The sequence below is a fragment of the Asanoa sp. NPDC049475 genome (genome assembly GCF_040676915.1).
Taxonomy (GTDB): Bacteria; Actinomycetota; Actinomycetes; order Mycobacteriales; family Micromonosporaceae; genus Asanoa.
The window spans coordinates 163,205-174,954 of the sequence record NZ_JBFAPY010000005.1 but is presented as its reverse complement, the minus strand read 5'-3'; the positions used below and the strand labels follow the sequence as shown (position 1 = coordinate 174,954).

General features: G+C 69.3%; 15 protein-coding genes and 2 pseudogenes. 5 read left to right on the top strand and 12 right to left on the bottom strand.

The features are described from left to right. Positions 1–130: 130 nt before the first annotated feature. Complete coding sequence (locus AB0J88_RS20820; RefSeq protein ID WP_364353483.1) at positions 131–1,099, top strand: zinc-binding dehydrogenase; 969 nt, start codon at positions 131–133, stop codon at positions 1,097–1,099. A 95-nt stretch (positions 1,100–1,194) separates the two neighbouring features. Here the strand turns inward: AB0J88_RS20820 and AB0J88_RS20815 are convergent, their stop codons facing one another. From AB0J88_RS20815 to AB0J88_RS20785, 7 genes are all read right to left on the bottom strand, one after another. Continuing rightward, positions 1,195–1,413, bottom strand: coding sequence for a hypothetical protein (locus AB0J88_RS20815; protein ID WP_364353480.1), 219 nt, complete (start codon positions 1,411–1,413; stop codon positions 1,195–1,197). A gap of 321 nt (positions 1,414–1,734) precedes the next feature. Beyond that, complete coding sequence (locus AB0J88_RS20810) at positions 1,735–2,982, bottom strand: cation:proton antiporter (protein ID WP_364353477.1); 1,248 nt, start codon at positions 2,980–2,982, stop codon at positions 1,735–1,737. Positions 2,983–2,985: 3 nt separating this feature from the next. Beyond that, on the bottom strand, positions 2,986–4,275 hold the full coding sequence (gene nhaA / locus AB0J88_RS20805; RefSeq protein WP_364353914.1) for a Na+/H+ antiporter NhaA: 1,290 nt from the start codon (positions 4,273–4,275) through the stop codon (positions 2,986–2,988). A 148-nt stretch (positions 4,276–4,423) separates the two neighbouring features. Next, positions 4,424–4,699, bottom strand: coding sequence for a BON domain-containing protein (locus tag AB0J88_RS20800; RefSeq protein WP_364353474.1), 276 nt, complete (start codon positions 4,697–4,699; stop codon positions 4,424–4,426). A gap of 34 nt (positions 4,700–4,733) precedes the next feature. Beyond that, positions 4,734–5,012 carry a hypothetical protein gene (locus AB0J88_RS20795; RefSeq protein ID WP_364353471.1) on the bottom strand — a complete coding sequence of 93 codons (279 nt, stop codon included), beginning with the start codon at positions 5,010–5,012 and terminating at the stop codon, positions 4,734–4,736. A 230-nt stretch (positions 5,013–5,242) separates the two neighbouring features. Beyond that, positions 5,243–5,887 (bottom strand): STAS domain-containing protein, encoded by a 645-nt coding sequence (locus tag AB0J88_RS20790; RefSeq protein WP_364353468.1) that lies wholly within the window; start codon positions 5,885–5,887, stop codon positions 5,243–5,245. 1 nt (position 5,888) lies between these two features. Then, a complete protein-coding gene (locus tag AB0J88_RS20785) occupies positions 5,889–6,221 on the bottom strand; it encodes an STAS domain-containing protein (RefSeq protein WP_364353465.1) in 333 nt (110 codons plus the stop codon). 149 nt (positions 6,222–6,370) lie between these two features. Between AB0J88_RS20785 and AB0J88_RS20780 the strand changes: the two genes are divergently transcribed. The 3 genes from AB0J88_RS20780 to AB0J88_RS20770 are packed head-to-tail and all read left to right on the top strand — an operon-like array spanning position 6,371 to position 8,963. Beyond that, entirely contained in the window at positions 6,371–7,054 is a 684-nt protein-coding gene (locus tag AB0J88_RS20780) for a response regulator transcription factor (RefSeq protein WP_364353462.1), read from the top strand. 26 nt (positions 7,055–7,080) lie between these two features. Further along, entirely contained in the window at positions 7,081–8,409 is a 1,329-nt protein-coding gene (locus AB0J88_RS20775; protein WP_364353911.1) for a HAMP domain-containing sensor histidine kinase, read from the top strand. Next, positions 8,406–8,963, top strand: coding sequence for a GerMN domain-containing protein (locus tag AB0J88_RS20770; protein WP_364353459.1), 558 nt, complete (start codon positions 8,406–8,408; stop codon positions 8,961–8,963). The genes AB0J88_RS20775 and AB0J88_RS20770 overlap by 4 nt, the downstream gene beginning before the upstream one ends. 16 nt (positions 8,964–8,979) lie before the next feature. Here the strand turns inward: AB0J88_RS20770 and AB0J88_RS20765 are convergent, their stop codons facing one another. From AB0J88_RS20765 to AB0J88_RS20745, 5 genes and pseudogenes are all read right to left on the bottom strand, one after another. After that, complete coding sequence (locus tag AB0J88_RS20765; protein ID WP_364353456.1) at positions 8,980–9,255, bottom strand: DUF6510 family protein; 276 nt, start codon at positions 9,253–9,255, stop codon at positions 8,980–8,982. Between the two features lie 8 nt (positions 9,256–9,263). Continuing rightward, positions 9,264–9,894: pseudogene (locus tag AB0J88_RS20760) on the bottom strand (oxidoreductase). Then, positions 9,864–9,971: pseudogene (locus AB0J88_RS20755) on the bottom strand (sulfite oxidase-like oxidoreductase); the annotation flags it as partial. The pseudogenes AB0J88_RS20760 and AB0J88_RS20755, both read right to left, overlap by 31 nt. A gap of 267 nt (positions 9,972–10,238) precedes the next feature. Then, positions 10,239–10,568, bottom strand: coding sequence for a hypothetical protein (locus AB0J88_RS20750; protein ID WP_364353453.1), 330 nt, complete (start codon positions 10,566–10,568; stop codon positions 10,239–10,241). 44 nt (positions 10,569–10,612) lie between these two features. After that, positions 10,613–10,915, bottom strand: coding sequence for a hypothetical protein (locus AB0J88_RS20745; protein WP_364353935.1), 303 nt, complete (start codon positions 10,913–10,915; stop codon positions 10,613–10,615). On the opposite strand from AB0J88_RS20745, the gene AB0J88_RS20740 reads away from it, so the two are divergent. Next, positions 10,868–11,599 (top strand): hypothetical protein, encoded by a 732-nt coding sequence (locus tag AB0J88_RS20740; protein WP_364353908.1) that lies wholly within the window; start codon positions 10,868–10,870, stop codon positions 11,597–11,599. The two genes, AB0J88_RS20745 and AB0J88_RS20740, sit on opposite strands and share 48 nt — an antisense overlap. Positions 11,600–11,750 lie beyond the last annotated feature (151 nt).

Here is an 11,750-nt window from a genome sequence, read left to right as displayed (position 1 = left end):
GCAAGATTCCCGGCGATATATGACGACAACTCGCCACGTCATCTCACCTTCCCCTTGACTTCAACCGGAGTTGAAGTCCTAGCGTCAGCGGCGGTTCGGCACTGTGGCCAGGCAATTCGGGGGAAGACACATGCGGGCGATTCAGGTTTCTGAGTACGGTGGGCCAGAGGTGCTGGTGCCGGTGGAGCTGCCCGATCCACACCCGGAATCCGGCGAGGTCGTCGTGCGGGCGGAGGCGATCGACACCATTTATGTCGAAACCCAGATCCGGGGTGGTTGGGGCGAGATGTTCGGCGTCACTCCGCCGTACGTACCCGGCGGCGCGGCGGCGGGGACGGTGGTCTCCACCGGCCCGGGCGTCTCCCCTTCCTGGCTCGGTCGACGGGTCGTTGCCGGTCCTGGTACGCGCGGGTCGTACGCCGAGCTGGTCCGTACCGGCGTCGACCGGTTGGTTCCGATCCCCGATGGCTTGGACCCGCAGGCCGCTGCGGCTCTCGCGCACGACGGGGTCACCGCTACTGGCATCATCGACGGCGTCGGCGTCAAGCCGGGCGACCGGGTGCTGATCCTTGGAGCGGCAGGTGGCATGGGAACGCTGCTGGTCCAGCTCGCGCACCGCCTCGGCGCGCAGGTGGTGGGCGCGGCCCGTGGTAGTGACAAGCTCTCGCTGGTGCGGCGGGTCGGGGCCGACGCTGTCGTCGACTACACCGAGGACGGCTGGACCGACGCGGCACGCGACGCGCTCGGCGGCCTCCCGGTCGACGTGCTGCTGGACGGCGTCGGGGGTGCTCACGGCACGGACGCCTTCCACCTGGTGGGTAACGGTGGACGAGTGTCGTCCCACGGCGCGGCGAGTGGCGGCTTCGCCACGATCGATCAGCAGAGCGCCCGCGCCCGCGGCGTTGCCGTTCGCGGTATCGCGGACGTTCAGTTCGAGCCGCCGGATTTGGTGCGGCTCGCAGAGCGGGCCTTTAGCGAGGCGGCGGCGGGACGGTTAAGTCCGGTAATCGCAGAGCGGTATCCACTTTCCTCGGCAGCCGAAGCTCACCGCGCCATGGAGGCGCGGTCGGTCCTCGGAAAGGCATTGCTCATTCCCTGACGCATGCCGCAACGGACGGCCAAAGGAACTGAGCAACCCATTGCGTCCGGCCTCAGTGGCCGCTCGGTGCGTTGCCCAGTTCCTTTCCCGAGCTGTCAGGCGGTGGCGGGGATGTCGCCGCACCCGCCCCAGCGGTGGTTGGCGATCAGGTGTCGGTTGCCGGCGATGCTGTACGCGTTCCAGGTGGAGCCGTTGACACAGTCCTGCCGGTACAGGGCCAGGTCGTTGACGCCGTCGGCGTCGTAGTCGCCCGGTGCGGGGATGTCGTCGCAGCCGCCGTATCGGAAGCCTGACCTGACGGCACTGCCGGTCACGATGTCGAAGATCGACCAGGACGAGCCGGCGAAGGTGCGACGTAGCGCTTCAATAAATCTGCAGGACCCCTCGAAACAGCGATTGCCAGCGGATTTCCCTCTGCTCGGGCCGGTCGAGGGACTACAACACGCTCCGCGACTCTCACGAGCACTACAACCGGGCGGAGATCATCGATCGCTGGGCGATGCCCACTTCAGCAAGCACCGCGCGTTGAACGTCCACAAAGACGCCACAAAGGGTCCGCAAGAGGCCACTGACATCGTCAGGCCTGGCCGAATCAGTGAGTTCCGATAAGCACCGGCGACACGATTACGGTGACGTCAATCGCCCATGGCCGCGTCACGCCGGGAGTCGCCCGCACGGTCACGTGACCGCACGGCGCGGCGGACGGTTCCGTGCCAGGCAGGTGTCTCGGCCTGTGTGTCGAAGGTCCGGGCTACGACGACGTCGGTCGAGGAGTGCAAGACGATCGACATGACGATCGTCAACGCGACCAGGTGAAAGATCTCGTCCGCGGCCGTGATACCGGACTCGAGCACCAGCAACCCGTAGACCACCGACGCGAAGCCTTTGGGTCCGAACCACATAGCGGCGGCCTGCTCGCGCATGCCGAGGCCGGAGCGCAGGAACGACAGCCACAACGCCAGCGGCCGCGCGACGAATATCGCGAACACGGCGAACAGCCATCCCGTCCACGAGATGTCCGCCAGGAACTCGACGGAGATCAGCGCGCCGAACACCAGCAGTGCGGCCAGCTTGAACAACTCCGCGAGGTTCTCGCCGAAGTGCTCGAAGGCCGCCCGTTGTCGCGGCCCGAACGTGGCGACGGTGATCCCGGCCGCGAACGCGGCCAGGAACAGGTTGGCGTGGGTGACCTGTCCCAGCGCCAGCACCAGCAGACCGATGGCCAGGCCGTTGAGCGGCTCGTACGCGGGCGACGCCGCGAAGAACCGCGAACGCTCCAGCAGGATCGCCGCCACCGGCACCAGCACGCCGATGGCCAGCCCCAGCGACACCTCGACCGCCAGCTCGCCGAGGTGCAGGTCGCCGGATCCACTGGCCACCGCCAGAAACACGATCACGAACGGCAGCGCCAAGCCGTCGTTGACACCCGACTCGACGTTGAGCAGGTGCCGCAGGCGTGCGGGGACCTTGTCGTTGCCGACCAGGGCTGACGCGAACACCGGGTCCGTCGGGGCCAGGATCGCCCCGAGCAGCAGCGCTTCCGGCCAGCCCAGACCGAGCAGGTAATGGCCGGCCACCGCGGTCACACCCAACGTCAGCGGCAGTCCCCACCCCAACGCTCGGCCCGGCAGCCGCCACGCCGAGCGCAGGTCGGCCCAGCCGACCCGCATTCCGTCGGTGAACAGCACTGTGAACAGCGCCAACTCGGCCAGGGTCGCGACCAATGGAGAGTCGGGACGGACGTCGACCACGCCGGTGGTGCCGGGACCAAGGATGAACCCCGCGGCGAGAAACAGCACCGCGGTCGACAGGATCGTCCGCTTGGCCAGCGCGGACACCAGTACGGCGAGCAGGAGCACCGCCGCGAAAGCCAGCAGCACCATCGCCTACCGGGCCTCTTCGTAGACGTCCGGCACGCCGTCGGCGTCCTCGTCGGCTTCTTCCTCAGCGCAGATCCGGCGATAGTGCCGGTTGCGCAGCCGGAGTACGACAGCGGCCAGAGCCGCCGCCAGAACGGACCCGACCAGGATGGCGATACGAGCCTGACCGTCGCGCTCGGACCCGGCGCCGAAGGCCAGCTCACCGATGAGCAGCGAGACGGTGAACCCGACCCCGGCCAACAGCGCCAGCCCGAGCACGTCCCACCAGCTAAGGCCCTCAGCGAGCCGCGCACGGGTGAAGCGCTGCACCAGCCAGGTCGCTCCCATGACGCCGACGGTCTTGCCGACCACCAGGCCCGCCATGATGCCGATCGCCACGCTGCTCGTGAGCGCGGTGCCCAGGCCGCCGGCGGAGGCGACGGACACCCCTGCCGCGAAGAAAGCGAACACCGGCACAGCGAATGCCGCCGAGACGGGCCGCCACCGGTGCTCGAAATGCTCCGCTAGACCCGGCCCGGGTCCCGTCGATCGGCGTTTGACGGGCACGGCGAATGCCAGCAGCACCCCGGCCACCGTGGCGTGCACGCCGGACTCGTGGACCAGGATCCAGGTAAGGGCGGCCAGGGGCAGCAGCAGCCACCACGACCGCACCCGGCGCTGCACCAGGACGGCGAAGACGGCCAACGGCAGCAACGCCGACAGCAAGGCCAGGATGTTGAGGGCGCTGGTGTAGAAGACCGCGATGATCGTGATCGCGAGCAGGTCGTCGACCACGGCCAGGGTGAGCAGGAAGGTCCGCAGCGCGGCCGGCAGGTGCGTGCTGATCACGCCGAGCACGGCCAAGGCGAACGCGATGTCGGTGGCGGTCGGCACCGCCCACCCCGCCAACCCATCACCGCCGGCGGTCGCGTTCACCGCGACGTACACCAAGGCCGGAATCGCCATCCCGCCCACGGCGGCGGCGACCGGTAGCGCCGCCCGCACGGGATCGCGCAGGTCACCGGCGACGAACTCCCGCTTGAGCTCCAGGCCCGCCACGAAGAAGAACACAGCCAGCAGTCCGTCGGCGGCCCAGGTGGCCAGGCTGAGGTCCAGGTGGAGTGCCGCCGGCCCGACCGTGAGGTCGGACAGCGACCGATACGCGCCGCCCCATGGTGAGTTCGCCCAGGTCAAGGCCGCCACAGCGGCGGCGAGGAGCAGCACCCCACCAACCGTCTCGGTGCGAAGAATGTCGCCGATTCGACTGGCTTCAGACCAGCTGCCTCGCCCGAAGAGCTGGCGCGGGCCAGCGCGCATGGGGTTGCCCACGGTGTCCTCCGGAGGGGTCGACGACGACGTCGCCGACCAGCCTTCCCGGCACACCTCCGTCAACATTATGCGAATGTCGCCCGCGGAACCAACAGCGATGGGTCCTCGCCCGTAGGCGCGGAACCTGTGGCCCGCGTCAGGCGGGCACCTGGATCAGGTTGCAGACGTCGAAGACACCGGGTACCCGCCAAGCGGAGTCCCCCGCGTGCAGTCGAGTGGCCGTGGTCGGCGCGATGCCGCCGAGCAGCACGACACGGTTCTGGACGGCGACCTCGATCTCGGCCCCAGCGAGCTCGGGATCGGCCGTTAGCCGGTTGACTACGGCATTCGCCAGCTCCAGGTCGTCCAACCTGTGGTCACGTCGCGGTGCCCGACGCCACGAGCCGTCGTCGGGGAATCCCGTGTCGAACATCAGAGCGAGCACCCTTTCGGCTACGGTGCGGCGATCAGTTGGACCGGCTGGCAACGGAGAAGCGGAGACCGCCGGCCTCGTCTGGTGAGGCGTCCAGTGCGGCTCCGCGGAGGGCGGCAACGGCTCCCGCGTCGAGGAAGATGCGCGCTCCTGCCCGCTCGACCACCGCATCGCCGGCCGACGGCCGGTCGGCGATGGTGAGACGCAGGCCGTGCTCACCGTCCGACTCGGCCCGTATCCGTAGGCCGGCGCCGTCGGGCACGTCCCGCTGGGTCAGCAGCACGCAGATGGCGGCGAGGGCCTTGTCTGTCACGGTGAGCAAAGTTGCGATCTCCACAGTCCGTTCGGTGGCCGATGCGGGCCTTCGGGCTGTGCCGTGGCCTCGCGGGGACCGTCCTGCCCGGCGGAGCGAACCGCTGGTGTCCGGACAGGACAGTCCCGCTCGTCCGGCGCGCAGGTGTGCGGACAGACCTCGTCGCCCGATCACACTTCGCGCTGGACCCGGATAGTCTCGTGCGAGTACATGGCGGGAACCGCGCGACATCATGACGGTCTCATGACGAGTTCTCCCGCGACGAGCCCGGCGCTACCGGTTGCCTCGGGTGGCGCGGTTCGGGCCAGAGCCCCGACGGCGGCGGCGCGGCTGGCGAAGATCGGAAACGCCCGTCGAAGCCGCATCGTGTGCAAGACCGTCAGCAGGAAGCGCGAGGGAGCGGCGAGGCACAGCGGAACCTCTAGTTGTTTGGCGGTCTGCCGGGCTCGCACCATGACACCAAGCGCGGCCGCGTCGACGAGGTTGACGCCGTCAAGATCGAGTACTACGGGCTGGCCTGCGCCGATTGCCATCGTCAGCAGCATGCGAAGCTCCTCAGCGCTCCCCAGCTCGATATCGCCCCGGGCGGCAACCACCACGATTCCGGCCTCTTCGCGCAAGCTGTAGCTCGCCCGCGACGGCGACTCCCCGACGGTCTTCCCTTCCGCGGGTCGCCGGCTGCTGGCCCGCGTGGCACAGGGCACGCAGGTGTGCCGACCGGCGGCGAACGGCGAGCCCGCCCAGCCAATCTCGATCAGCACCGTCCGGACGAGCTCCTCGTCATGTACGCAGGTGTTCGTTGCGGTAACGACGACGCCGCAGCTGTCGCAGATGACGTCGATGGTCTGTCCGGTTGGGCTCGGCACGGCGGTCATGTCACCTCGTCCTGTCATCGTCGGAGCTGATGTCGAGCACCTGTGCCGCGCGGGCGAGGGTCAGCAGACGACGCAGCCGTGGGCTGGCTGATCGCAGCGAAAGTCGCGCGTCGTGGCGCCACAGGGCCCGGTGCACGTCGAGCAGCATCTCGATGGCGGCGGCGTCGATGGTCTCGCAGGCCGCGAGATCGACGACGACCCGCCGAGGCCGCAACGCGAGAATGTCACGGAACGTCGCAGTGAGAGCGGGGACGGTAGCAGCGTCGAGGTCGTCGGTGATCGCAACCTGGACCACGGAGACGGTGCAGGTCCTCGCTCGCGTCGTCGCCTCCACCCGCAGCTCCTCTCCCGCTTCGGCCCGCGCCCGCCAGCGTGACGGACGAGCGTGGCAGGGCTTCCGCGGCCGTGTGTCAGTTCGGTGACAATGACCGTCACCGCGGCCCACGGATGCGAGGAACACCTATGGGCCGGCATGATGCGATGGTGACGGCCGTACTGGTGATCGAGGACGACAACCGAATCCGCCTGTCGCTGGTCCTTGCGCTCGAGGACGAGGGATACACGGTCCACGGCGTCGGCACCGCCGAAGAAGGGCTGTTGCTGCACCGCCGCACCCCGGCCGACGCGGTGATCGTCGACCTCATGCTGCCCGGTGTCGACGGCTTCGAGTGCATCGGGCAGTTGCGCGAGCGTGACGACGACGTCCCGATCGTCGTGGTGAGCGCACGGGACGACAAATCCGACATCGTCGCGGCTCTGGAGGCCGGGGCCGACGACTACGTCGTCAAGCCCGTCGCCATCGAGGAACTGACCGCGCGGCTGCGGGCACTGCAGCGCCGGGTACGAGGGGCCGCGCCCCCCGATGACGTCCCCTCGCTGTCCTTCGGTGACCTGGAGGTCCGGCCGGAGGCCGGGGAGGTGCTGCTGCGGGGTACGCAGGTCGCGGTGACCCGCACCGAGTTCCGGCTTCTGTGCGAACTGGCCGAGCACGCTGGCCGGGTGCTCTCGCGTGCACAGCTGCTCACCCGGGTGTGGGGATACGACGTGGGCGACGACAGGGTCGTGGACGTGCACGTCGGTCGGCTACGGACCAAAATCGAGGACGACTCCAGCGCTCCGCGCCATCTCGTGACGGTCCGAGGCCTGGGCTACAAGCTGGTCCGGTGAGGCGGCCGCGGGGCTTGCGGGCCCGGATGACCACCGGCTACGCCGCCGGCGCGCTGGTGCTGTCGATCTGCCTGGCGTTCGCGTCGTACGAGCTGACACGCACGTCGTTGCTCGAGGAACGCGAGCGCACCGCCGTTCGGGCCGCCTACTTCAACGCGACAATCGTCAACGGCGGCATCAGTGGCGACCAGCCCGACGTGCTGGAGGTCCTGCGTTCCCTCGACACGGGGGCCGCGCGCCGCCCGGTGTTGCGCCGCGATGACCGCTGGTATGCCCGCGGCGCCGACAGCGGCGTCACCGACTCGATCCCACCTGCTCTGCGTCAGCTCGTCGAACACGGAAGTCCGGCCGTGCAACGAATACAGGCCATCGACGGCCCGGCTCTGGTCGTCGGAGTTCCGCTGGCCGAAGGCACGGCGTTCTACCAGGTCGACTCGTTGGCCGAACTGGACCGAACGGTCCGCACCCTGGGCGGGGTTCTGCTCGCCGTGGCGCTCGTCACCACCGCCGCCGGTGCCGGTGTCGGCTGGTACGCCACGCGGCGCGTGCTGCGGCCATTGGGGCAGGTGGCTCTGGCAGCTCGCGTTATCGCTGGAGGCGACCTGACCGCGCGACTCGATGCGGCCTCAGATCCCGATTTGGCCGGCCTGACCAGGTCGTTCAACGACATGGTGACCAAGCTGTCGGACCGACTTGAACGTGATCGCCGGTTCGCCGCCGACGTGGCCCACGAGCTGCGGTCACCGCTGCAGACGCTCGCCGCGTCGGCCAGCGTGCTGACCCGGCGCCGGGACGCCCTCGACCGGCGGACCGCGACCGCCGCCGATCTTGTGGCTGCCGAGATCCAGCGGTTCCAGGCGTTGGTCAACGACCTGCTGGAGCTGGCGCGCAGCGACGAGCCCGCTCACCGGGAACAGGTGGCTGTCGCGGAACTCGCCCGCCATGTCTGCCGTTCGCGTCACCTGCCCGATCGGATCGTGATGATGGCCGAGGACAGCGCCGAGAGCTGGCTTGTCGACCGCGGTCGCTTCCGACAGATGCTGGGCAACCTGCTCGACAACGCTGTCCAGCACGGCGGCGGGCCGGTCGCCGTCCGCCTCGGAGCGCAGCAGGACACCTGCTATCTGGAGGTTGACGACGAAGGACCGGGGGTGCACCCGGCGGACCGGGAGGTCGTCTTCGGCCGGTTCGTTCGCGGGCGTGCGGCGGCGGCACGGGGCGACAGCGAAGGCACGGGGCTGGGGCTCGCCCTGGTGGCCCAGCACGCCGCCGCGCACGAGGGCCGCGTGGTCATCCTGGACCGCCCGGGCGGGGGCGCCCGTTTCCGGGTCGAGCTTGCCGGGTGCCTGCGGTGAGGCGGCCAGCGGTCGCCGTCGCTGTCGTGGTCGCGCTGGTAAGCGGGTGCGGTGTGCCCGCCGAGGAGGCCCCGCGCCGGATCGAGGCACCCCATGGCCCGTTCCCGTCGTTCGCGGTTGCCACTGCGGCACCACCCGGCGACACCGACGTGGTCGAGCGCCTGTACTTCATCCGCGATGGACGGCTCGTCGCTGTCACACGGCGGATACCTGAGCCGCCGACCCTCGTCGAACAGTTCGACCATCTTTTGTCGGGGCCGACGGACGACGAACGCGAGCAGAGCATCACGACCGCTTTGACCGGCACCCCTTCGGTGTCGCGTACGCCCGGCAGCGAGGTCGTGACCGTGAACCTGACCGCCGAGGGTATCGGCGCCGGCCGCAGCGACGAAGCGGTCGCCTACGGGCAGATCGTCTGCACGTTGGTCGGCCGAACAGACGTCAGCGGTGTGGTGTTCACCCGCGACGGGCAGCGACGCGGCGTTCCCCGCGGTGACGGTTCACTATCGGAAGGCCCGCTGACCACTGCGGACTACACCGACATCATCGGTTGAGCCCTGGCGACGGCCGTTACACGTCGGTTGCCGAGAGAGGGATTTCGAGCGAGACCACGCCACGGAGGTCAAGCCAGGCGCGGTCGTTCGCGCGGACGAGCCGGATGTTGACGCCCTGGCAGGTCGGGCACCTGGCGACGACGCCTGGCGCGTGGTCGTAGACGTGCAGCCTCGCGACCACGCCGCGGTCCCCGCAGTGAGCGCAGACGCGCTCTGCCATCGACATATCGGCCGCGAAGATCTCCGTGAGCGGGCCGGCGAGGGCGTTGCCGTCGGTGTAGAGGTCGGTCATGGCCTCTCCTAGGATCCGCTCGGCCCGAACCGTTCGGTCTTGACCTTGTCAGGTTCGTGGCCTTGTGCGACGAGGATGTTGGCGACGGCCTCGACGAATCCGGTCGGGCCGCAGATGAACGAGGTCGGCATCACGTCCTGGGGCCACCCGTGGTTGGCGACCGCGCCGGGGTTGAGCCGGCCCACCTCGCCGGACCAATCCGGCGGGGCCTCCCGTGTGTACGCGTACGCGATGTCGAGTCCCGTGTCGTCGTTCATTCTCGACCGCAGTTCGTCGGCGTAGAGCACCTCTGCCGGCGTGCGCACCGAGTAGATCAGGCGGAACGGGACGGGGCTGTTGGCGGCGGCGCGGGCCCGGACCATCGCCATCAGCGGCACGAGCCCTGAACCGCCGCCGATGAGCACCACGGGCTCGGTGTCCGCGTCACGCCAGACGAACCAGCCGCCGATGGGGCCACGGATCTCGATCGGGTCGCCGACACTCATGCCCTCCAGCAGATACGGGGACACCTGGCCGGTCCGGCACGTCGAAGACCAGCGTGGCCGCCGTGGGGGTCTCCATTCGGCGCTCGACCAGCGTGGCCACCCGCCACGCCAGACGGCCGCCGTCTAGTCGCCTTGGTACCGCTGTTCGCGCCATGGGTCACCGTATCCGTGGTAGCCGGCCGTCTCCCAGAAGCCCAGTTCGTCGGTGGCATCAACTCCAAGCCGTGTACCGGCTCCTCGTCGACGTCGGAAGTCCGGTGAGACGATGCCCTTGTTCCAGTCCTATCAGTCCAGGGGCTTTACGCGGCACGATTCATGGCAGGCCGCCGGCTAAGCCGCCCCGTATCACGGGCTGTCCTGATGTGATCGGTCAGCGGGGTCCGTGAGACCTGTGCGCCGATGAGGCAGCCGACGGGCAGCAGTGAGCGTGCTGGCGAATGAGACGCTCAGCCATTCGTCTGGTGATGTGGCTCCACAGGGATCCCGGGCCGCCACGGCCTACATGTAACGCCCGTCGAAACGGCGACCCTGCCTCTCCTCGGTGAAGCTGAGCCCCACAGGCCTGTCGCCCTCGACGATCCAACGGAGGGTGTAACTGGCACGGTAGGCGGGCGGCCAGAATGACGAGAACCTGCCGTTCTCCAGCACCGACCACTCGCCTTCGGTCGGCCTGCCATTCTCGACGTAAGTCGTGCGGCCGTCGGCGGTGAACGTCTGTGTCGCGCCGTCCTCGAATACGAAAGGGCTAGCGGTCAAGGCTGCTGGCATGTGGTCTGCGGCTACGGGGTCGCCGTCGGCGACCGGTGGGATCTCGGATGATCCAGTCATCGCGGTCCTGCCTCAAGTGGTGGTGTCAGGTAAGCCTCACAGACTTATGCTTCACGCACGGCCGATTTCGACACGATCGCGCGCGCCACGGGCGGCGGGTCCAGATCAGGGCTGCGCAGCGGGAACGCACCGGGCTGCGTCGCACCGCACAGTGGTGGGCCGGCAGGCGGGCCACCGACGCCACCGCTGACGAACTGCCGGCCACAGGGCCATCGATCCGCGCCCTCCACGACCCCCCCGTACGCGGCCGCACCGTTCGTGACCACGACGGAGAGAAGGTCGGCAAGGTCGAGGACCTCCTGATCGACGCCGACGCGCGCGAGGTCCGCTTCCTCCGCGTCGAGCACGGCGGCACCCTGGGCTTCGGCGCGACGCCGTCGTTCGTGCCGGTCGACGCGGTGGCGCGGATCACCGACGACGAGGTGCACCTGGCCGGGGCGGGCAACGAGATCGCCGGAGCGCCTGTCTACGACCCCGACCTGGTTGACCAGCGGCCCTACTTCGAGAGCCTTTACGGCTACTACGGAGTCCGGGATACATGTACCCGGGCTTCCCGGCACCCATCGCCTTCGAACCACCGCCGGACGAGCCCGAGGTCCGCTCCGACGGCCGGCGACGCTAGCCGCACGGACCGGGCGGAGACACCGCGGCGGCCCGGCTGGCGGAACGGCCGCATGCGAACGGCGCATGCTCGGACAGGCCGAGATGGGTGGGTTACGGAAGCCTCGCGTCGGGCGGCGTCGACCGGAAGAGGGCGAGGGCCTCGGGCGAGCGGACCCAGCGCTGTCCCCGCCCGAGGAGAACAGCGACGGCGACGGCGAAGAGGTAGGCGACGCCCGCGACGACGAGCACGGCCATCGAGCCGGCGGCGGCGATTGCCAGGCAGGAACGGGTGTCGCGCAGCAACGCCGAAAGAGCGCCTACGGCGACAGCCACGATCACCACTCGTTCGCCGGTGCCCGGGACGGCGACGCGGGCCGCGAGCGCGGCGAGGGCGACCGCGACGCAGCCGCCGAGTGTCGCCGGGATGATCGACATAGGTCGGTTCTCGTCAGTGGACATAGTGCCGTTCCGGAGAAGGGGTCACCCTCCATGTCACCGCATCCGCCCGCGCACCGCTAGGGTCCGTGCCCGTTTCGATACGGTCGAGCGGGTGTGCCGGCTCCGGCTACCTGTAGCGGT